This is a genomic window from Streptomyces sp. SAI-170, from assembly GCF_049739565.1.
Lineage (GTDB): Bacteria > Actinomycetota > Actinomycetes > Streptomycetales > Streptomycetaceae > Streptomyces.
This window is the reverse complement of the sequence record NZ_JBMGQD010000001.1, coordinates 6,475,200-6,495,945: the sequence shown is the minus strand read 5'-3', so window position 1 is coordinate 6,495,945 and position 20,746 is coordinate 6,475,200. Positions and strand designations below refer to the sequence as shown.

Annotated in this window: 22 protein-coding genes; 11 read left to right on the top strand and 11 right to left on the bottom strand. The window is 71.6% G+C overall.

Annotated elements, in window-relative coordinates; all coding sequences use genetic code 11:
* Positions 1-210 precede the first annotated feature (210 nt).
* From RKD23_RS29185 to RKD23_RS29165, 5 genes are all read right to left on the bottom strand, one after another.
* A complete protein-coding gene (locus tag RKD23_RS29185; protein WP_424856400.1) occupies positions 211-1,080 on the bottom strand; it encodes an SCO1860 family LAETG-anchored protein in 870 nt (289 codons plus the stop codon).
* 241 nt (positions 1,081-1,321) lie between these two features.
* Positions 1,322-2,413, bottom strand: coding sequence for an amidohydrolase family protein (locus RKD23_RS29180; RefSeq protein WP_424856399.1), 1,092 nt, complete (start codon positions 2,411-2,413; stop codon positions 1,322-1,324).
* A gap of 86 nt (positions 2,414-2,499) precedes the next feature.
* Complete coding sequence (locus RKD23_RS29175; protein ID WP_424856398.1) at positions 2,500-3,291, bottom strand: amino acid ABC transporter ATP-binding protein; 792 nt, start codon at positions 3,289-3,291, stop codon at positions 2,500-2,502.
* A complete protein-coding gene (locus RKD23_RS29170) occupies positions 3,288-4,121 on the bottom strand; it encodes an amino acid ABC transporter permease (RefSeq protein WP_424856397.1) in 834 nt (277 codons plus the stop codon). The genes RKD23_RS29175 and RKD23_RS29170 overlap by 4 nt, the downstream gene beginning before the upstream one ends.
* Positions 4,121-4,966: a transporter substrate-binding domain-containing protein gene (locus RKD23_RS29165; protein ID WP_424856396.1), complete on the bottom strand. Its 846-nt coding sequence runs from the start codon at positions 4,964-4,966 to the stop codon at positions 4,121-4,123. Before RKD23_RS29165 ends, RKD23_RS29170 begins: the two co-directional genes overlap by 1 nt.
* Before the next feature lie 193 nt (positions 4,967-5,159).
* On the opposite strand from RKD23_RS29165, the gene RKD23_RS29160 reads away from it, so the two are divergent.
* From RKD23_RS29160 to thpD, 5 genes are all read left to right on the top strand, one after another.
* Complete coding sequence (locus RKD23_RS29160) at positions 5,160-6,194, top strand: pyridoxal-phosphate-dependent aminotransferase family protein (RefSeq protein ID WP_424856395.1); 1,035 nt, start codon at positions 5,160-5,162, stop codon at positions 6,192-6,194.
* Between the two features lie 274 nt (positions 6,195-6,468).
* The gene (gene ectA, locus RKD23_RS29155) at positions 6,469-6,984 is read left to right on the top strand and encodes a diaminobutyrate acetyltransferase (protein ID WP_424856394.1); all 516 of its coding nucleotides are present in this window, start codon (positions 6,469-6,471) and stop codon (positions 6,982-6,984) included.
* A gap of 61 nt (positions 6,985-7,045) precedes the next feature.
* Complete coding sequence (gene ectB / locus RKD23_RS29150) at positions 7,046-8,332, top strand: diaminobutyrate--2-oxoglutarate transaminase (protein WP_424856393.1); 1,287 nt, start codon at positions 7,046-7,048, stop codon at positions 8,330-8,332.
* A 20-nt stretch (positions 8,333-8,352) separates the two neighbouring features.
* Positions 8,353-8,757 carry an ectoine synthase gene (locus RKD23_RS29145; RefSeq protein WP_404033900.1) on the top strand — a complete coding sequence of 135 codons (405 nt, stop codon included), beginning with the start codon at positions 8,353-8,355 and terminating at the stop codon, positions 8,755-8,757.
* A 4-nt stretch (positions 8,758-8,761) separates the two neighbouring features.
* On the top strand, positions 8,762-9,652 hold the full coding sequence (gene thpD / locus RKD23_RS29140) for an ectoine hydroxylase (protein WP_424856392.1): 891 nt from the start codon (positions 8,762-8,764) through the stop codon (positions 9,650-9,652).
* Between the two features lie 203 nt (positions 9,653-9,855).
* On the opposite strand, the gene RKD23_RS29135 is transcribed toward thpD, so the two are convergent.
* The gene (locus tag RKD23_RS29135; RefSeq protein WP_424856391.1) at positions 9,856-10,917 is read right to left on the bottom strand and encodes an alkene reductase; all 1,062 of its coding nucleotides are present in this window, start codon (positions 10,915-10,917) and stop codon (positions 9,856-9,858) included.
* A 158-nt stretch (positions 10,918-11,075) separates the two neighbouring features.
* Between RKD23_RS29135 and RKD23_RS29130 the strand changes: the two genes are divergently transcribed.
* Complete coding sequence (locus RKD23_RS29130) at positions 11,076-11,540, top strand: MarR family winged helix-turn-helix transcriptional regulator (protein WP_424856390.1); 465 nt, start codon at positions 11,076-11,078, stop codon at positions 11,538-11,540.
* 15 nt (positions 11,541-11,555) lie between these two features.
* Here RKD23_RS29130 and RKD23_RS29125 read toward each other — a convergent pair whose 3' ends face one another.
* From RKD23_RS29125 to RKD23_RS29105, 5 genes are all read right to left on the bottom strand, one after another.
* On the bottom strand, positions 11,556-12,608 hold the full coding sequence (locus RKD23_RS29125; protein ID WP_424856389.1) for an aminotransferase class V-fold PLP-dependent enzyme: 1,053 nt from the start codon (positions 12,606-12,608) through the stop codon (positions 11,556-11,558).
* Between the two features lie 95 nt (positions 12,609-12,703).
* Entirely contained in the window at positions 12,704-13,423 is a 720-nt protein-coding gene (locus RKD23_RS29120) for a DsbA family oxidoreductase (protein ID WP_424856388.1), read from the bottom strand.
* 79 nt (positions 13,424-13,502) lie between these two features.
* On the bottom strand, positions 13,503-14,006 hold the full coding sequence (locus RKD23_RS29115; RefSeq protein ID WP_424856387.1) for an N-acetyltransferase family protein: 504 nt from the start codon (positions 14,004-14,006) through the stop codon (positions 13,503-13,505).
* 39 nt (positions 14,007-14,045) lie between these two features.
* Entirely contained in the window at positions 14,046-14,654 is a 609-nt protein-coding gene (locus RKD23_RS29110; protein WP_424856386.1) for a DUF1349 domain-containing protein, read from the bottom strand.
* Positions 14,655-14,761: 107 nt separating this feature from the next.
* A complete protein-coding gene (locus tag RKD23_RS29105) occupies positions 14,762-16,291 on the bottom strand; it encodes an aldehyde dehydrogenase (NADP(+)) (RefSeq protein WP_424856385.1) in 1,530 nt (509 codons plus the stop codon).
* Positions 16,292-16,422: 131 nt separating this feature from the next.
* On the opposite strand from RKD23_RS29105, the gene RKD23_RS29100 reads away from it, so the two are divergent.
* The 5 genes from RKD23_RS29100 (at position 16,423) to RKD23_RS29080 (ending at position 20,725) form a co-directional block, all read left to right on the top strand.
* Entirely contained in the window at positions 16,423-17,196 is a 774-nt protein-coding gene (locus tag RKD23_RS29100; RefSeq protein WP_424856384.1) for an IclR family transcriptional regulator, read from the top strand.
* A gap of 18 nt (positions 17,197-17,214) precedes the next feature.
* Positions 17,215-17,685 (top strand): GNAT family N-acetyltransferase, encoded by a 471-nt coding sequence (locus tag RKD23_RS29095; RefSeq protein WP_404033918.1) that lies wholly within the window; start codon positions 17,215-17,217, stop codon positions 17,683-17,685.
* A 90-nt stretch (positions 17,686-17,775) separates the two neighbouring features.
* Complete coding sequence (locus RKD23_RS29090; RefSeq protein ID WP_424856383.1) at positions 17,776-18,786, top strand: hypothetical protein; 1,011 nt, start codon at positions 17,776-17,778, stop codon at positions 18,784-18,786.
* Complete coding sequence (locus RKD23_RS29085; RefSeq protein ID WP_424856382.1) at positions 18,783-20,066, top strand: sensor histidine kinase; 1,284 nt, start codon at positions 18,783-18,785, stop codon at positions 20,064-20,066. The genes RKD23_RS29090 and RKD23_RS29085 overlap by 4 nt, the downstream gene beginning before the upstream one ends.
* Positions 20,063-20,725 carry a response regulator gene (locus tag RKD23_RS29080; RefSeq protein WP_424856381.1) on the top strand — a complete coding sequence of 221 codons (663 nt, stop codon included), beginning with the start codon at positions 20,063-20,065 and terminating at the stop codon, positions 20,723-20,725. The genes RKD23_RS29085 and RKD23_RS29080 overlap by 4 nt, the downstream gene beginning before the upstream one ends.
* Positions 20,726-20,746 lie beyond the last annotated feature (21 nt).

The window sequence follows — 20,746 nt, the reverse complement described above, 5'->3', positions numbered from 1 at the left end:
TCCAGTCGGCCAAGAGGCCGAACCCTGGGGCATGCCGCCCGGGCCATCACCAGCGGTGACCACGACGGCGGGGCAGCCGCCGACGGCGAGCAACCGAAGAGGGAGAGCCAAGCCTCTCGGCGGAGTCCTACGGGCGGTGCGCGGGTGGGAGAACGGCCGCGAAGCGGCGAAACGGCGGGAAAGCCGAAGGACGACGCACCCCTTCCCGCCTCAGCCCCTTCTGCGGCGCGTCACCGTCACCACTCCCCCGCCCACCACGCAGAGCGCCACCGCACCGGCCGCCACGTACGGCGTCACCGCACTGCCCCCCGTCTCCGCGAGCCCCGGCTCCTCGTGCCCGCCCTGGGGCTCGACCGGTGGCGCGGAAGCAGGGCTCGGCGGTGTCTCGCAGGTGGACTTCGCGAGGGTCACCGTGCCCTCGACCTCGGCCACGTTCAGCTTCAACGGGTTCACCGACACGGCCAGTTCGAGGGCGGTCGCGGCGGCCGTGCGGGACGTCGTCCGCCGCTGGGAGAGGTCAAGGCGAACCTCTCCCACTCCCGGCACGTTCACCTCGGTCGGCCCGCCCGCCGTCAGCGTGACGCGCTTGCCGAGGACCGTCACCGTGCCGAGCACGTTCGCCTCGGCGACGGGCGCCTTCCCGGTCTCGCAGACCGCGCTGGAGGTGACCTCCTCGACCTCGATCAGGGACAGCAGGGGCAGACCGGGGACATGCAGCCGGGCGTGGGCGAGGCGGGTGCGGCCCTCGGCCTTCCCGGCGTCGACGGTGGCCTTGGCCTCGGCCACCTCCGCGCTCAGGACGCTGACGGGCTGTCCGCCGTCGACGCCGTCCAGTTGGACGGTCAGGGTGGACTTCTCGGCGCTGCGCGGTGCCTGGACCTCGTTCAGCGAGACCGCGAGCGGGACGTTCACGGTCTTGTCGAGCAGGCCCACGTCGAGCCCGGTGCGCAGGACGACGGCGCTCGCGCGACCCTGGTCGGGGGTCGCGTGGGCCAGGGCCGCGGGACCTGCGGCCAGGGCCGTGGCGACCGCGGCGGCGGCGCATCTGCGTGCGGGCATACGGACGTTCGTGCCGTTCACTGTGGGACCCCCAGAGGAGACGTGCTGTGGGACCCCGCAAGAATTACGCACGGAGAGTGAACGGGTGGCGATCCAGCGTCACTTCACCCCATCGTGGGGTTTCCGGCCGTGCATTCGATTCATCCGGTACGGGCGTTCCCGGCCGTCACCCTCAGGCGCCCGGGAAGCGAACGCCCAGGTCGGCCGGCCGGCGCACGCGCGGGAGTGCACAACGACGCCCCCGCCCGCCGGTAACGTCGCGTCAGCTCACCACACGCCCGTTGAGCACCACCCGCCGCGGCGCCGCCAGCACCCGGACGTCCGCCCGCGGGTCCGTCTCGTAGACGACGAGGTCGGCCGGGGCGCCCTCGTCCAGGCCGGGCCGGCCCAGCCAGCTCCGGGCCGACCAGGTCGTCGCCGCGAGGGCGTCGAGCGCGGGGATGCCGGCCGTCACCAGCTCGGCGACCTCCTCGGCGACGAGCCCGTGCGGGAGGGAGCCGCCGGCGTCGGTGCCGACGTAGACCGGGATGCCGGCGTCGTAGGCGGCGCGGACGGTGTCGTAGCGGCGTTCGTGGAGCCGGCGCATATGGGCCGACCAGCGGGGGAACTTGCTCTCGCCGCCGGCGGCGAGCCGCGGGAAGGTCGCGATGTTGACGAGGGTCGGCACGATCGCGACACCGCGCTCGGCGAACAGCGGGATCAGGTCCTCGGTGAGGCCGGTGGCGTGCTCGACGCAGTCGATGCCCGCCTCGACCAGGTCGGGCAGGGAGTCGGTGGCGAAGCAGTGCGCCGTGACGCGGGCGCCGAGGCGGTGGGCCTCCGCGATGGCCGCCTCGACCGCCTCGCGCGGCCAGCAGGCGGTCAGGTCGCCCACCTCGCGGTCGATCCAGTCGCCGACCAGCTTGACCCAGCCGTCGCCGCGCCGGGCCTCCTGGGCGACGTACGCGACGAGGTCGGCGGGCTCGATCTCATGGGCGTAGCCGCGCAGGTAGCGACGGGTGCGGGCGATGTGCCGGCCCGCGCGGATGATCTTCGGGAGGTCCTCGCGGGCGTCGGTCCAGCGGGTGTCGGAGGGCGAGCCCGCGTCGCGGATCAGCAGGGTGCCGGTCTCACGGTCGGTGAGGGCCTGCTTCTCGGCCTCCTCCTCGGGGACCACGCCGTGCGCGCCCAGGCCCACATGGCAGTGCGCGTCGACGAGGCCGGGCAGCGCCCACCCCTCGACCTCGCGCACCTCACGGGCGCCGGCGGGTCGGTCGTAGGAGATCCGTCCGTCGACGACCCACAGCTCGTCCCGGACGTCCTCCGGGCCGACCAGGATCCGGCCCTTCACGTGCAGCACCGCGCGTTCGCTCATGAACGGCACCTTAGTCAGGCACTCCCGCACGACGGGAGCCGCCCACCTCGCCGAGAGGGGCGGCTCCTGTCAGGCGGCCGGACGGTTCAGTCGGTCTTGCCGATCTGGTCGCTGGTCTCCTCCTCCACCTGGGCCATCGCGGGGTCCAGCAGGCGGGAGAGGAAGTGGCGGGTGCGCTCGTGCCGGGGGCGGGTGATGACCTGCTCGGGGGCGCCGTCCTCGACGATCACGCCGCCGTCCATGAAGACGACCCGGTCGGCGACCTCGCGGGCGAAGGTCATCTCATGGGTGACGACCATCATGGTCATGCCCTCCTGGGCCAGCATGCGCATGACCGCGAGCACGTCCCCGACCAGCTCGGGGTCGAGCGCCGAGGTCGGCTCGTCGAAGAGCATCACCTCGGGGCCCATGGCCAGCGCGCGGGCGATGGCGACGCGCTGCTGCTGACCGCCGGAGAGGGAGGACGGGTAGGCGTCGGCCTTCTCGGCGAGGCCGACCCGCTCCAGGTTCTCCGCGGCGACCTCGGCCGCCTCCGCCTTGCCGCGCCTGAGGACCCGGCGCTGGGGCAGCGTGAGGTTCTCGGTCACCGTCAGGTGGGGGAAGAGGTTGAACTGCTGGAAGACCATGCCGATCCGGCGGCGCACGGCGTCGATGTCGACGTCCGGGTCGGTGACCTCGGTGCCGCCGACGAAGACCTGGCCCTTGGTCGGCTCCTCCAGCAGGTTCACGCACCTGAGCAGCGTGGACTTGCCGGAGCCGGAGGGGCCGATGACACAGACGACCTCGCCCTGGCCGATCTCCAGGTCGATGCCGCGCAGCACCTGGTTGTCCCCGAAGGACTTGTGCAGGTCCTTGACCTGGATCTCCGGTCGGCTCATTTCACGGCCTCCTGGGCCTTGGCCTCCATACGGCGGACGACGAAGCCGAGCGGGATCGTGACCAGCAGGTAGCACAGGCCGGCGACGAGGATCGGCGTGGAGTTGGCGGTGGTGCTGGCCAGGTCCCGGCCGAACTTGGACAGTTCGCGCTCCTCCAGCGTGACACCGAGGAGCAGCACGAGGGAGGAGTCCTTGAAGAGGATCACGAACTCGTTGGTCATCGGCGGCAGGATGATCCGGAAGGCCTGCGGGATGATGATCGAGACCATCGCCCGCGCGGGCGAGAAGCCGAGCGAACGGGCCGCCTCCAGCTGCCCCTTGGGCACCGCCTGGATACCCGCCCGGAAGGTCTCCGCGAGGTAGGCGGCGCCGACCAGGCCGAGCGCGAGGGCGGCCTTGCCGTACGTCCCGCCGACGATCTCCGTGCCCGGGAAGGCCAGCGGGACGGCCACGCCGATGAAGATGAAGATCAGCAGCGCGGGCAGGCCGCGGAAGATCTCGATGTAGACACCGGCCGCCCACCGGTACGGCCCGACGGACGACAGACGCATCAGCGCGAGCACCAGTCCGAGCACCAGGGCCAGGACGAACCCGGACACGGTGTACAGCACGGTGTTCTTCAGCGCCAGCGTGATGACGTCCGGGAACATCTCCCGGGCGATGTCCTTCTGGGCGAACTGGTTCTGCAGCCGGTCCCAGTCCGCCCCGACCGCGAGGGCGATCAGGGCCGCGACGAAGACGGCGTACTGGACAGCCCGCGACAGGCGCCGCTTCTGGCGCCTGGTCAGGCCCTTCTTCTTCGGCTGGAGTTCGGTGTCCGCAGCGGTCATCAGGAGGCGGCCGGGGACGCGGCGGACTCGTCGTACGGACCGATCCACTGCTCGTACAGCTTCTTGTAGGTACCGTCGGACTTGGCCTCGGCGAGCGCCTTGTTGATCGCGGCGAGCAGCTTGGCGTTGCCCTTCTTGACCGTGAAGCCGTACTGCTCACCGGTGTTGATCTGCTCGGCGACCTGGAAGGCGGCGGCGTTGGCCTTGTCCTTCAGCCAGCCCTGGACGACCGGGTAGTCGATGACGACGGCCTCGACCTGGCCGGTGCGCAGGCCGTTGATGACGGCGTCGGAGGACTCGAAGGAGACGGGGTCGAGGCCCTTGCTCTTGGCGTAGTCCTCACCGGTGGTCTGCGCCTGGGCGCCGACCTTCCTGCCCTTAAGGTCGGCGAAGGACTTGATGCCGCTCTTCTTGTCGACCAGGACGGCCTGGGTGGCGTCGAAGTACGGGTCGGAGAAGTCGACGTTCTTCTTGCGCTCCGCGGTGATGGTCATGCCGGCCGCGGCCAGGTCGCACTCGCCGGAGTTGAGGAAGGCGCCGGTCTTGAAGTTCTCGAACGGCGTGTCGAGGATCTGCTGCTTCACCCCGAGGTCGTCGGCGACGAGGTCGATCAGGGAGACGTCGAAGCCCTGCACCTTGCCGTCGATCTCCGACTGGAAGGGCGGGTAGGGCAGGTGGGTGCAGGTGGTCAGCTGTCCGGCCTTGACCAGCTCGACTCCGCCGGCGGCGGTCTTCTTGCCGCTGTCGCCGTCGTCGGAGGAGGTGCAGCCGGCCACGAGGACCAGCCCGGCCGTCGCGGTGATGGCGGCCAGGGCGCGGGCCCGGCGGCCGAGGACGGTGTTCACGGGTGGACCTCCTGGTAGGGAACTGTGCGTTCCGATTATAAGGAGATGTTTGAGGGTCTCAAATCAATCCCATGGTGCGACGGCCGTCCGGCCTAAGAAAACGGCCGTCCGGCCCACACAGCGGCCGTCCGGCCCGAGGAGTCGGTGACCTAGGCTCGACCGCAGCCGCCCCTTGAGTGAAGAGAGCACTGCCGTGACCCACCCCTTCCTGGACCTCGCTCCGCTGAGCGCCGCCCGGTTCGCCTCGATCGAGGACCGGGTGGCTCGCCTCCTCCATACCCGCCAGGACGTGGTGATCATGCAGGGCGAGGCGCTGCTGCCGCTGGAGGGGGCCATCCGGGGGACGGCGGGACCGGGCACGACCGCGCTGAACGTGATCACGGGCCCCTACGGGCAGACGTTCGGCGACTGGCTGCGCGACTGCGGCGCCACGGTGATCGACCTGGCCGTGCCGTTCCACACGGCGGTGACCGCCGGGCAGATCCGGCAGGCGTTCCGGCGCCACCCTGAGATCGACTTCGTGTCGCTGGTGCACGCGGAGGCGGCGACCGGCAACACCAACCCGGTCGCGGAGATCGGGGAGGTGGTGCGCGAGCAGGGCGCGCTGTTCTACCTGGACGCCGTCGCCTCGGTCGGCGCGGAGCCGGTGCTGCCGGACGCGTGGGGCGTGGACCTGTGTGTGATCGGGGCGCAGAAGGCGATGGGTGGCCCGGCGGGTGTGTCGGCGGTGTCGGTGAGCGAGCGGGCCTGGGCGCGCATGGCGGCGAACCCGAGGGCGCCGCGCCGCTCGTATCTGTCCCTGCTGGACTGGAAGGAGCGCTGGGTCGACGCCGGCCGCAAGGCCCTGCTGCACGCCCCGGCGCAGTTGGAGATGCTGGCGCTGGAGGCGTGCCTGGAGCGCATCGAGGCCGAGGGGCTCGACGCGGTGATGGCCCGTCACCGGGAGGCCGCGCTGGCCGTGCGCGAGGGCGTGGCGGGTCTGCCGGGTCTGGAGCCGTACGTGTACGAGGTGCGGGACGCGGCGCCCGTGGCCACGACCCTGCGGGTGCGGGACGGGCTGGTCGCCTCGGAGGTCGTCGCACGGGCGCTGGAGGCCGATCCGTCGGTGCCGCTCGCGGCGGGCGGGGGCGCGCTGGCCGCGGAGATGATCCGGGTCAACCACTACGGGGCCTGTGCGAGCGAAGAGGCCGTCCGGGCGAGTCTCGCCGCGCTGCGTTCCGCCGTCTAAATGCAGATTTCATTTTCCAGGTAATTCACTGAATTCGCTCGAACTTAGTCGCCCATATTCTTCTGCCCGGTTTCCCCGGGGGTAAACGCGAAGATTTTGCGAACGCGATTCGGGGTGTGACGCGCTCCACAAGCGGCCCGATATGCCCTTTTCTCCTGGGGCATATCGGGCCAAAGTCATCAGCGCTCGCGCCCGCGTGATAACACGAAAGCGGCCCGGACCCAAGGCCCTGCGGCGATGCAATTTCGAATTTACGTCGCTAAATTCAATCCGCATGACTGCCGCACCAGCAGACCTGCACATAGACCGCCCCGCGGTTTCCGACGGAGCCGCGCTCTGGCGGCTCGCGAAGGAATCCGGGAACCTCGATCTGAACTCGTCCTACAGCTATCTGCTGTGGTGCCGTGACTTCGCCGGCACCTCCGCGGTGGTGCGCGGGGACGACGGGGAGCCGGTGGGGTTCGTGACCGGGTATCTGCGGCCGGACCGGCCGGGGACCCTGCTCGTGTGGCAGGTCGCCGTGGACGGCGCCCACCGCAGCCGTGGGCTCGCGGCGCGGCTGCTCGACGGGCTGGTGGCCCGGGTCGCCGGTGAGCAGTCGGTCGTGTACGTCGAGACCACCATCACCCCGGGCAACACCGCCTCCGAGCGGCTGTTCACCTCGTTCGCCGCACGGCACGGCGCCCGTGTCGAGCAGGAGGTGCTGTTCGACCGGGGCCAGTTCCCGGACGGCCCGCACGATCCCGAAGTGCTGTACCGCATCGGCCCGTTGACCCTCCCGACCCGTTGAGCCAGCCGGCTTCCGTCGGACCTTCCGCCGGATCTTCCGTCGCATTGAGGAGCGAATCGTCGTGACCATCACCCAGCCCGACCTCAGCGTCTTCGAGACCCTGGAGTCCGAGGTGCGCAGCTACTGCCGCGGCTGGCCCACCGTCTTCGACCGCGCGCGCGGCAGCCGTATGTACGACGAGGACGGCCATGAGTACCTCGACTTCTTCGCCGGCGCCGGATCGCTGAACTACGGCCACAACAACCCCGTCCTCAAACGGGCGTTGCTCGACTATCTGGAGCGCGACGGCGTCACCCACGGCCTCGACATGTCGACGACGGCCAAGCGCGCCTTCCTGCAGACCTTCCAGGACCTGATCCTGCGGCCGCGGGACCTGCCGTACAAGGTGATGTTCCCGGGCCCGACGGGCACCAACGCGGTCGAGTCGGCGCTGAAGCTGGCCCGGAAGGTGAAGGGGCGCGAGGCGATCGTGTCGTTCACCAACGCCTTCCACGGCATGTCGCTGGGCTCGCTGGCCGTCACCGGCAACGCCTTCAAGCGGGCCGGGGCCGGTATCCCGCTGGTGCACGGCACGCCGATGCCGTTCGACAACTACTTCGACGGCACGGTCCCCGACTTCCTGTGGTTCGAGCGGCTGCTCGAGGACCAGGGCTCCGGGCTCAACAAGCCCGCCGCGGTGATCGTGGAGACCGTGCAGGGCGAGGGCGGCATCAACGTCGCCCGGCCCGAGTGGCTGCGCGCCCTGAAGGAGCTGTGCGAGCGGCAGGACATGCTGCTGATCGTCGACGACATCCAGATGGGCTGCGGCCGTACCGGCGCGTTCTTCTCGTTCGAGGAGGCCGGCATCGTCCCGGACATCGTCACCGTCTCCAAGTCCATCAGCGGCTACGGCCTGCCGATGTCGCTGTGCCTGTTCAAGCCGGAGCTCGACGTGTGGGAGCCGGGCGAGCACAACGGCACCTTCCGCGGCAACAACCCGGCGTTCGTCACCGCCACGGCCGCGCTGGAGAGCTACTGGGCCGACGGCTCCGCCATGGAGAAGCAGACCCGCACGCGTGGCGAGCAGGTCGAGCAGGCGCTGATCGGGATCACCGAGGAGAACCTCGCCGACGTACGCGAGTACCGCGGGCGCGGTCTGGTGTGGGGCCTGGAGTTCCACGACAAGGCGCGCGCCGAGCGGGTCGCCCGCCGCGCCTTCGAACTCGGGCTGCTCATCGAGACGTCCGGCCCCGAGAGCGAGGTCGTCAAGCTGCTGCCCGCCCTGACCGTCACCCCGGAGGAGCTGGACGAGGGCCTGAGGATCCTCGCCCGGGCCGTCCGGGAGACCGCCCCCGCCATCACCGTCTGACCAGGAGGGACCGCACCACCGTGATCGTCCGTTCGTTCAAGGACATCGAGGGAACCGACCGCCATGTGAAGGCCGCGTCCGGGACCTGGGAGAGCAAACGCATCGTCCTCGCCAAGGAGCGCGTCGGCTTCTCCCTGCACGAAACGATTCTGTACGCCGGGACCGAGACGTCGATGTGGTACGCCAACCACGTCGAGGCCGTCGTGTGCGTCGAGGGCGAGGCCGAACTCACCGACCACGAGACCGGGACGTCGTACACGATCACTCCCGGCACGATGTACCTCCTGGACGGTCATGAGCGGCACTCGCTGCGCGTCCTGGAGGACTTCCGCTGCATCTGCGTCTTCAATCCGCCCGTCACGGGACGGGAGGACCACGACGAGAACGGCGTCTACCCCCTGCTCACCGAACCCGAGGAGGTGTGATCCAGTGACCCTCACCGTCACCGACCTCTACCCCACCCGCGGCACCACCGAGGTGCAGGTCCCGCGCCAGGACCCCGTCGTGTGGGGCTCCCCCGACACGCCCGGCCCCATCGCGACCGCCGACCTCCAGGCATACGAGCGCGACGGCTTCCTCGCCATCGACCAGCTCATCACCGACGACGAGGTCGCCGTCTACAAGCAGGAGCTGGACCGGCTGGTGACCGACCCGGCGATCCGCGCGGACGAGCGCTCGATCGTCGAGTCGAAGTCCAAGGAGATCCGCTCGGTCTTCGAAGTGCACCGGATCAGCGAGGTGTTCGCGTCCCTGGTGCGGGACGAGCGGGTCGTCGGGCGGGCCCGGCAGATCCTCGGCTCGGACGTGTACGTCCACCAGTCGCGGATCAACGTCAAGCCCGGCTTCGGCGCCGGCGGTTTCTACTGGCACTCGGACTTCGAGACCTGGCACGCCGAGGACGGCCTGCCGAACATGCGGACCGTGTCCGTCTCGATCGCGCTGACCGAGAACTACGCCACCAACGGCGGGCTCATGATCATGCCGGGCTCGCACAAGACGTTCCTCGGCTGCGCGGGCGAGACGCCGAAGGACAACTACAAGAAGTCGCTGCAGATGCAGGACGCGGGCACCCCGTCCGACGAGGCCCTGACCTCCATGGCCTCCGAGCACGGCATCCGGCTGTTCACCGGCCGGGCTGGCTCGGCGACCTGGTTCGACTGCAACGCCATGCACGGCTCGGGCGACAACATCACGCCCTTCCCGCGCAGCAACGTCTTCATCGTGTTCAACAGCGTGGAGAACACAGCGGTCGAGCCGTTCGCGGCGCCGGTGCGGCGACCTGAGTTCATCGGGGCGCGGGACTTCACGCCGGTCCGGTGAGTCTCTGCCGGGGGTCCGGGGGTCGTCCCCCGGAGTGATGCAGCATCGGGGCGCGGGACTTCACGCCGGTCCGGTGAGTCTCTGCCGGGGGTCCGGGGGTCGTCCCCCGGAGTGATGCAGCATCGGGGCGCGGGACTTCACGCCCGTCCGGTGAACCACCGCGTGAAGGGGGCCTGCCGATGCCGGCGGGCCCCCTCGCCGTGTCACAGCGTCGGGTAGTCCGTGTAGCCCGTGGCGTCGCCGCCGTAGAACGTGGCCGGGTCGGCCTCGTTGAAGGGGCCGCCGGCCCGGAGGCGGGCCGGCAGGTCGGGGTTGGCGAGGAAGAGCCGGCCGAAGGCGAGGAGGTCGGCGGTGCCGTCCTCGATCAGGGTCAGGGCGTCCGGTCCGGTCGGCCCGTCGGTGGCCGGGTTGAGGACGACCGTGCCGCTGAACCGCTTGCGCAGGGCGAGGGTGAGGTCGCGCAGACCCGGGCTCTCCAGGATGTGGAGGTAGGCCAGGCCGAGCGGCTCCAGTTCGGCGACCAGCGCGGTGTAGGTGGCCTCGGCGTCGGGCTCGCTCATGCTGTTGTACGGGTTTCCGGGCGAGATGCGCAGGGCGGTGCGCTCGGCGCCGATCGCGTCGGCGACGGCACGGACGGTCTCGACGGCGAAGCGGATGCGGTGCTCCACCGGGCCGCCCCACTCGTCGGTGCGCCGGTTGCTGTCGGGCGAGAGGAACTGGTGGATGAGGTAGCCGTTGGCGCCGTGCAGTTCGACGCCGTCGAAGCCGGCCTCGATCGCGTTGCGGGCGGCGGCGGTGAAGTCCTCGACGGTTTTGCGGACCTCGTCGGCGGTCAGTGCGCGCGGGGTGACGTAGTCCTTGGGTCCCTCGTGCGTGTACACCTGGCCGTCGGCCGCCACCGCGGAGGGGGCCACGTTGTGCAGTCCGTCGGGCAGCAGCGCGGGGTGCCCGATGCGGCCGACGTGCATGAGCTGGGCGAAGATCCGGCCGCCCGTCGCATGCACGGCGTCGGTGACCTCCCGCCAGGCGGCGGTCTGCTCGGCCGAGTGCAGGCCGGGGGTGTCGGGATAGCCCTGTCCGACGGCGGAGGGCTGCACGCCCTCGGTGACGAGGAGACCGGCGGAGGCCCGCTGGACGTAGTACTCGGCGGTGAGCGCGGTCGGGGCGCCGCCCGCTCCGGCGCGGCTGCGGGTCATCGGTGCCATGACGATGCGGTTGGCCAGGCGGGTGCCGGACAGGTCGATCGGGTCGAACGCGGTGGTCATCGGGGCTCCTGAGGAGGCGTAGGGGAACCGATCCACGGAATTATGTGGTCGGCCAAGTAATTGAACCGAGAGCCACTGTAGACCATTCCTTGGTCGGCCAAGCTAATCTCGGGGGAAGTAGGGTCACGAGTCCGACGACGATCAGGGAGGAACGCCCCATGGAGGAGGCCGCCTGTACCCGGCTGCCCGCCGCCGCGCACTGCGGGCCGGTCAGCCACGCCATCAGCCGCGCCGCACGGCTGCACCGCACGACCGCGGCCGGGCTGCTGCGCGGCCTCGGGCTCTATCCGGGCCAGGAGCTGGTGATGATGCACCTGTGGGAGCAGGGGCCGAGCCGCCAGTCGGACCTGATCAAGATGCTGGACCTCGACCCGTCCACGATCACCAAGATGCTCCAGCGTCTGGAGCAGGCGGGGCATGTCCGCCGGCTGCCCGACCCGGCGGACCGGCGCGCGGTCCTGGTGGAGGCGACCGAGGGCAGCACCAAGTTGCTGACGGAGGTCGAGCGGGCCTGGGGCACCCTGGAGGAACGCACCCTGGCCGGTCTGTCCGCGACCGAGCGGGAGCAGTTCCTCGCACTGCTCCTCAAGGTCGAGGGCAACCTCTGCGCCGAGGCCCGCTGACCGCCGCGTCGCCCCTCAGCCGGACAGCGCCTCCAGCAGCCTGTCCACGTCGGCCTCGGTGTTGTACAGGTGGAAGGACGCCCTCAGGTTGCCGGCCCGGTCGGAGACCTGGATGCCCGCCTCCGCCAGCCGGGGCTGGAGGTGGTCGAGGCCGGGCACGGAGACGATGGCCGACCCGGGCGAGGGCAGCGGCTCGTGGCCGAGGGCGGCGACGCCCGCGCGGAAGCGGTCGGCCAGGGCGAGGTCGTGGGCGTGGATGGTGTCCACGCCGATCTCCTCGACGAGTGCGAGGGAGGCGCGCAGCCCGGCGTAGCCGAACAGGCTGGGGGCGATGTCGAAGCGCCGCGCGGAGTGGGCGAGTTCGGCGACGGGCCCGTAGCAGCTGTCGAAGGGCACCTCGCCCGCGACCCATCCGGCGAGCAGCGGGGTCAGCCCGCCGAGGTCCTCGGGCACGGTGAAGAACACGGCGCCGTGCGGGCCGAGCAGCCACTTGTAGCCGACGACGGCGACGTAGTCGTACGCCCCCGCGCCCAGCGGCAGCCAGCCGACCGCCTGGGAGGCGTCGACATAGGTGCGCGCGCCGTGCGCCCGGGCCGCCTCGCGGATCCCGGCCAGATCGGCGACCCGGCCGTCGGCGGACTGGGCGGCGCTGAAGGCGACGAGCGCGGTCTCCGGGCGGACCGACTCGGCGAGCCGCTCCAGCGGGACGGCCCGCACCTTGAGGTCGCCGCGCATGTGGAAGGGGTTGACCAGGGAGGCGAAGTCGGCCTCGGCGGTGAGGACTTCGGCCCCGGCCGGCAGGGAGGCGGCGATCAGGCCGCCGTACTCGGCGACCGAGCCGCCGGTCGCGACGCGCTCGACCGGGACTCCGGTCAGCCGGGCGAAGGAGGCGCGGACGGCCTCCACGTCCTCGTAGAGCGGGCCCAGCGGCAGGCCCTTGGCCCGCATCCGCGCCGCCCCGTCCAGGGCGGTCACGGTGCGGGCCGGCAGCAGGCTGTTGCTCGCGGTGTTGAGAAAGGTGTTCTCCGGGGAGAACTCGGCACGGACGAGGCTCTCGAAGGTCTCCATGGGACCACTCTGATCCCCTCATGACCTATCAGTCCATTGCGAATTTTTCCGTGCTTGCGCAAAGGACTGCTTATAGATCGCCTCTGACCTGCGGTTCAGCTCGGCTGGGGCACCGCACAGCCGTCGGGGCCGCACGCGTCCGCGTCGGCCTGGTCGATCAGAGTCAGCGGGGAACGCTCGCCCCAGGCCTGCGCGAGAGCCTGCGTGAACACCTCGGCGGGCTGGGCGCCGGAGACGCCGTACGTGCGGTCGAGGACGAAGAACGGCACGCCGTTCGCGCCGAGCTGGGCGGCCTCGCGCTCGTCGGCGCGGACCTCGTCGGCGTAGGCGTCCTCGTCGGCCAGCACCGCGCGGGCGGCGTCGGCGTCCAGGCCCGCCTCGACGGCCAGCTCGACCAGCCGCTCGTCGCCCTCGGTGAACACGGACCGCTCCTCGGCGAAGTTGGCCCGGTACAGCAGCTGGATCAGCTCGTCCTGGCGGCCCTGCTCCTTGGCGAAGTGCAGCAGGCGGTGCATGTCGAAGGTGTTGCCGTGGTCGCGGCCGCGGGTGCGGTACTCCAGGCCCTCGGCGTGGGCCTGCGCGCCGACGTTGTCCTCGGCGGCCTCGGCCTGCGCCTCGCTCATGCCGTACTTCCGCGCGAGCATCGGGATGACGGGGCCGGCGTCGCCCTTGGCGCGACCGGGGTCGAGCTCGAAGGAGCGGTGCACGACCTCGACCTGGTCCCGGTGCGGGAAGGCCGCCAGCGCCTTCTCGAAGCGGGCCTTGCCCACGTAGCACCAGGGGCAGGCGATGTCGCTCCAGATCTCGACGCGCATGTTCTTCGGCTTCCTTCGGTCGTACGGCACGTATACGGAGACCTCCTCCGCTATTACGTGAACCTTCAACCGACGGGGTTCATTCCCCCCGGACGTCCAGCCGCAGGATGAGGTGATGGTCACCTTCGGCCAGGGGCCGCTCCGGGTCGGGCAGCCAGCCCTGGCGGGCGTAGAAGGCCTGGGCCCGCCGGTTGTCGACATGGACACTCAGTACGGCGGTGCGCCGGCCGTCGGCCCGCCACTGCTCCAGGCAGGCCGTGTGCAGGGCGGTGCCGATGCCGGAGCGCCAGTGGTCGGGGTCGACGTGGAACTGAAGCAGGTCGACGGTGTCGGCGGGCACGGCGTCGACGGTCCGGAAAGAGGCGAGACCCACGATCCGGCCGCCCTCGACGACACACAGCACCTGCCCGTTCGGCCGCTCGATGGCGCCGAGCCAGGCGGCCCGCCAGTCGGTGCCGTCGTCCGGGACGCCGTCGGGGTAGTACGTCGCTCTGGCCCGGGCGTGCAGCGCGGCGACCGCCTCCGCCTCGGCCCGCACGACGGTCCGGATCACCCGGCTTCCGGTCACTCGCTCAACGATCACGCCGGCTAGGACGCATTTCCGGCCACCCGGGTTCCGGATTCAGCTGCCGTCCCGCAGGTCGGCCGGCCAGCTCGGCCGGAACTCGATGTGGTCGTAGGTCACCACACAGCCCTCGCCGAGCGGCGCCTGCGCCATGAACCCGACCAGCGCCGCGCCCGTCTCCTCCTCGCCGCCCAGCGTGAACAGCCGCACGAACGTCCACCGCTCCCCGTCCCGCGAGGCATGGAACGCGAACGCCCGCCCGGTCCTGCTCACCCTGAGCCACACCGAACTCCCCTCCACGGTGAAGGAGTTGGCATCGTCGGAGTGCTCCCGGGTGACCACCGTGCACACCGTCGGCACATCCGGGGAGTACTCCAGACACAACTTGGCCCAGGCCCGCTCCCCCACATGCACATACAGCACCCCGGCATCGAAGGCCGCGTTGAACCCCACGGTGACCCGGGCGATCAGCTGAAAGTCCCCCTCGGGCGCCCCGAGCAACCGCGGCGCATCCGCCGCGGAGTCCAACGCCTCCCCGGTGGGCGGCACAAACCGATCCTGCCGAGCACCGGCCCACCCACTGAGCACACCGTCGTCAAAGGACCAGTGCCCGTCGGGCCCGTAAGTGCGCAGGGGGAAGGGCAGTTGGGGAAGGGTTACGTCCATACACTCATTCTCTATGGTCGGCGGATCAGCCCTTTAGGGGCGCGGGGAACTGCGCGAGCAACCACAACGCACGGAAAGCCGCGAAACAACCCACACCCCTACGGCGCTCACCGCTCCAAACGCCCGTTGAACCTACGAGGCAGCCCCAGCGGGTTCCCATCCCGCAGCTCAGCCGGCAGCAACGCCTCAGGCGCCCCCTGATACACCACGGGCCGCAGCCACCGCTCGATGGCGGTACCACCCACGGACGTGGACGTGGAAGTAGTCGCCGGGTAAGGACCGCCGTGGTGCTGCGCAGGAGCGACAGCCACACCCGTGGGCCAGCCGTTCACCAGCACACGCCCGGCGAGCGGCGTCAGCTCCGCGAGCAGCTCAGGCCCACGCCCCTCCCCCGCGGCCTCCTCGGCAGAGACATGCACGGTCGCCGTGAGATTCCCCGGCAGCCGCGACAGCACTGTCTTCGCCTCGGCCTCGTCCTCATAGCGGGCCACGACAGTGACCGGCCCGAAGCACTCCTCCAGGAGCAGGTCGTAGGACCCCTCACTGGTGAGCTTCTCGGCCGGCACGGTCAGGAACCCGGCGCTGACGGTGTGCTCCCCGCCCGCCCCGGGGGTGACCGGGGACTCCACCCCGTCCAGCTCGGCCCGCTCGGCGACCCCGGCGACGAAGTTGTCCCGCATACGGTGGTCCAGCAGGACACCGGCGTCCGTGTCGCTGACGGCGTCGGTGAGCGACTTCAGCAGCCCGTCGCCCGCCCCGCCGGACGGCACCAGCACCAGCCCCGGCTTCACGCAGAACTGCCCGACGCCCAGCGTCATGGAGCCCGCCAGCCCCGTACCGATGGCCTCGCCGCGCTCGGCGGCGGCCGCCTCGGTGATCAGGACCGGGTTCAGCGAGCCCAGCTCGCCGTGGAAGGGGATCGGCACCGGACGGGCCGCGGCCGCGTCGAAGAGCGCGCGGCCCCCTCGTACGGAACCGGTGAAGCCGGCCGCGGAGACCAGCGGGTGCTTGATCAGCTCGACGCCGGCCTCGAAGCCGTGCACGAGGCCCAGCACGCCCTCGGGGATGTCGTGCCGCGCGGCGGCCCGCCGCAGCACGGCGGCGACCAGCTCCGAAAGGCCCGGGTGGTCGGGGTGGGCCTTGACCACGACCGGGCAGCCCGCGGCGAGCGCGCTGGCGGTGTCGCCGCCGGGCACGGAGAAGGCGAAGGGGAAGTTGGAGGCGGAGTAGACGGCGACGACGCCCAGCGGCACCTTGTAGCGGCGCAGGTCCGGGATCGGCGGGGTGGCGGTGTCGTCGGGGTGGTCGATGACGACGTCCAGGAAGGCGCCCTCGTCGACGATGTCCGCGAAGGCGCGCAGCTGGAAGCAGGTGCGGGCGAGCTCGCCGGTGAGCCGGACCGGGCCGAGCGCGGTCTCGGCGTCGGCGGCCTCGACCAGCTGCTCCCGGGCCGCCTCCAGCTCGGTGGCGGCCGTGCGCAGGAAGGCGGAGCGGACCGCACGGTCGGCGAGCGCGGCCCGGGCGTCGTGCGCGGCACGGACGGCGGCGTCCACCTCCTGGGCCGTGGCCTCCACCGCAACCTGTTCCCGCTGCTTCCCGGTACGGGGGTCGACACTCCAGACTGGTGCTGCTGCCACCGCAGATCCCTCCACGTATTCACTGGGTGAATCACCAGGTCGTTCGATATACTGAACACCGTCTCTGGTGATGAACGTTCGTCGGAGACTCTATCCTCAGCTTCTCGTCGAATGAAGGGGTCCAGGGCGACATGTCGGCAGGCGAGACGGGGGGCGGAGCGCAGGTCAAGTCCGCTGTACGGACGGTCGAACTGCTCGAGTACTTCGCCGGACGCCCCGGCATGCATTCCCTCGCGGCGGTCCAGGAGGCCGTCGGCTATCCCAAGTCCAGTCTGTACATGCTGCTGCGCACCCTGGTGGAGCTCGGCTGGGTGGAGACGGACGCGACCGGCACGCGGTACGGCATCGGCGTACGGGCGCTGCTGGTCGGCACCTCCTACATCGACGGCGACGAGGTGGTCGCGGTGGCCCGGCCCACGCTGGACCGGCTCTCGGACGACACCACCGAGACCATCCACCTCGCCCGCCTGGACGGCACCAACGTCGTCTATCTCGCCACCCGCCAGTCGCAGCACTATCTGCGCCCCTTCACCCGGGTCGGACGGCGGCTGCCCGCGCACTCCACGTCGCTGGGCAAGGCGCTGCTGAGCACGTTCTCGGACGAGCAGGTGCGCAAGATGCTGCCGGAGACGCTGCCGGCGCTGACCGAGAACACCATCACCGACCGGGAGCAGCTCATCGAGGAGCTGCACCAGGTCCGTGAGCAGGGGTACGCGGTCGACCGCGAGGAGAACACGCTCGGCCTGCGCTGCTTCGGTGTGGCGATCCCCTACCGCACCCCGGCGCGTGACGCGATCAGCTGCTCGGTGCCGGTGGCCCGGCTGACCCCCGCCCACGAACAGATGGTGAAGGACGCCCTGTTCGACGCCCGCGACCGGCTGACCCTGGCGACCCGCAGGCTCTGAGCGGCTATGGTCGCAGCCATGGACGTCGTACTGCGCCCCGTTCACGACAGCGATCTGCCGGTGTTCTTCCGGCAGATGAACGACCCCGAGTCCCTGACCATGGCCGCGTTCACCCCGCCCGACCCCGCCGACCGGGCCGCATTCGACGCGCACTGGAAGCGGATCCGCGCCTCCGACGCCGTCAACCGGACCGTCCTGCTGGACGGTGACGTGGTCGGCAGCGCGGCGGTGTACGGGGAGCCGGGCGAGCGCGAGGTGACGTACTGGATCGACCGCGCGTACTGGGGGCGCGGCATCGCCACGGCCGCGCTGCGCGCGCTGCTGGCCGAGGTGCCGGAGCGCCCGCTGTACGCGCGTGCCGCGGCGGACAACTCCGGGTCGGTGCGCGTGCTGGAGAAGTGCGGGTTCCGGGTGACCACGCAGGCGCGGGGCTTCGCGAACGCGCGGGGTGCGGAGATCGACGAGTTGGTGCTGGTGCTGGAGGGCTGAGCCCGCGGGAGGTTCTCTCCGCCGTGCGGCGGAGGCGGATCGTCGGGCAGCAGGACGTGCGGGGTGCGGTGTCCGCGGGAGCGTTGAGGCATGACGCAGACAGTCCCCGCCTCCGCCACTCCCGCCGCTCCGACGGCACCGGACCGCCTCCGCAGGGTGCTGCGGGCCGTCGCCCTCGTCGCCTGCGCGCCGTATCTGAGCCTCAAGGTCGCCTGGATCGCCGGGAGTCACCTCGGCATCCCGGACGGCAGCTCGCTGCTCGAGCACCGGGCCGAGATGGCCGTCGCCAACGGCGTCACCGTGCTGATGGACGCGATGGTGATCGTGCTGACGCTCCTGCTGACCCGGCCGTGGGGCCTGCGAGTGCCGGCGTGGCTGCTGGTGCTGCCCATGTGGGGAGCGGCCGGGCTGCTGACCCCGATCATGACCGGCTTCCCGGTGCAGCTCGCGGTGAAGGCGCTCGGCGGGACGGTGCGCAGTGCCGACAGCGGACGTGAACCCTTCCTCGACGAGTGGGTGTTCGGCGTCGTCTACACCGGGTTCATCGTGCAGGGCCTCGCTCTCGGGACGCTGTTCGTGCTCTACGCCCGAGACCGCTGGGGTCATCTGTGGCAGGGGCGCGTCTGGGACCTGCCGCGCGCGCTCACCGGCACCGGACAGCGGGTCGTCGCCGCCCTGGCCGCCGTCCTGGCGCTGCTGCCGCTGACCGCGCACCTGCTGTGGGCGAGCGGCAGCACGACCGGGCTCAACGCGGGCCGGATCGCCGACCGGACCAGCGATTTCTACGTCCTTCAGGTCCAGGACGCCGCTTTCCTCGCCGTCGCCGTCGCGGGCGGCCTGCTGCTCGCCTTCCGGCGCGGGCGCGCCCTGCCCGTCAAGGTGCCTCTCGCACTGGCCTCGGTGGGGTCCGCTGCGACGGCCTGCTGGGCGCTGTGGCTCTCGGTGGCCTCGCTGCTCTCCCTGGACGATGCCGACCATCGGCCCACGACACTGATGGTTCTCACCTACGCTGGCGGCATGATCGTCGGCATACTCGTCGCGGGCCTGGTCGTCCGCTTCCTCGTCGTACGCTCGGCGGCCGCGAACCGCCCTGCGGCGTGAGCGCGTTCGTCCGGACGCTGTTCGGGCGGCGGGCGCGCCGACGGTGGATCCATCTGATCCTCGGCGGCGCGCTCGCCATGCCGTACGTGTTCGTCGGCCAGCTGATCGTGGGCCCGGCCGTCGACGCGCGGTACGTCTTCTACGACATCGTCTGGCAACTCGTCTCGTTCGCGGTCGGGTTGCCGCTGGCGGCCGTCACCTCGCTGTTCCCGCTGACCCGGACCCTGGAGTCGGGGGCGGTGCGCGCGCTGTGCGGCGTCGACGCGGACACGCTGGCGTACGGGCCCGCGCGCAGCCGGGCGGCGAAGCGGCGGACGGCCGCGTGGTTCACGCTGCATCTGGGGCTCGGCGGGATCGTGTCCGGGATGTCGCTGGCCGTGCCGCCGCTGGCGGCGGTGCTGATCGCGCTGCCGGTCGTGGCGGGGCTCACGGGCGGTCGCATGGGGATGCCCGAAGTCTTCGGCCAGCCTTGGGTGTTGGCGCTGTCCGCGCCGGCCGGTGTGGCCGTGCTGGTGGCGCTGGCCGCGGTCGCCGCCGGGTGCGGGGCGCTGCTCGCCCGGTGGGCGCCGGTGCTGCTCGGGCCCGGCCCCGAGGACCGGCTCGCGGCGGCCGAGGCGCGCGCCGCCGACCTGGCCGTGCGCAACCGGCTCGCGCGCGAGCTGCACGACTCCGTCGGCCACGCCCTCAGCGCGGTCACCCTCCAGGCGAGCGCGGCCCGCCGGGTGCTGGACAGCGACCCGGAGTTCGTGCGTGAGGCGCTCGCCGCGATCGAGGACACCACCCGGCGCACGGTCGGCGAACTGGACGCCGTCCTGGGAGTGCTGCGGGCCGGCGACGCCCCCGGCACGGCCCCGGCGCCGACCCTCGCCGACGACCTGGAGGGCCTGCTGCGCCGCACCCGCGCGGGCGGCACCGAGCTCACCGCCGACATCGCCGCGGACCCCGCCGCCGTACCGCCGATGGTGTCCCGGGAGGCCTACCGCATCGTGCAGGAGGGGCTGAGCAACGCGCTGCGGCACGCGGGCGGAGAGGTGCCGGTCGGGCTGCGGCTCGCCGTCGCCGACGGCGGTCTGGAGATCACCGTGGAGAACCCGGTGACCGGCGCCGCCACCCCCTGCCGGCCCGGCGGCGGACACGGGCTGCGCGGCATCGCCGACCGCGCCCGGCTGCTGGGCGGGACGGCCGAGGCGGGGGCCGTGGAGGGAACGTGGCGGCTGCGGGTGCGGCTGCCGCTGACAGCATCGCCGGCACACTCAGCACAGTCGAGGGGAAGCGCATGACCGACCGTCCGATCCGGATCGTCCTCGCCGACGACGAGCGCATGGTGCGCACCGCGCTGCGCGCCATCCTGTCCGCCGAGCCGGGATGCGAGGTGGTCGGCGAGGCCGCGACCGGCGCCGAGGCGGTGTCCGTGGTGCGGGAGGCGCGGCCCGACGTGGTCCTGATGGACGTCCGCATGCCCGGGACGGACGGCATCCGGGCCACCGAGCAGATCCTCGCCACGATGCAGGAGCCGCCGCGCATCGTCGTCGTCACCACCTTCGAGAACGACTCGTACGTGTACGACGCGCTGCGCGCCGGAGCCGCCGGGTTCCTGCTCAAGCGGGCGGAGGCGGACGCGCTGGTGCAGGCGGTGCGGCTGGTCGCGCACACCGACACCCTGCTCTTCCCGGCGGCGGTACGGGCCCTCGCCGTGGAGCACGGCCGGGCGACCTCGGCGCCTCCGGCGTGGGTGGCGCGGCTCACCGGCCGGGAGAGCGAGGTGCTGCGGCTGATGGCGGCCGGGCTGACCAACGCGGAGATCGCCCGGCGCATGGAGGTGGGTGCCGCGACGGTCAAGTCGCACGTGGCGGCGGTGCTGGCGAAGACGGGGACGCGCGACCGCACGCAGGCGGTGATCGCGGCGTACGAGGCGGGTTTCCTGAAGGGCTCCTCCTGACCCGGACACGAGCCCTGCGCA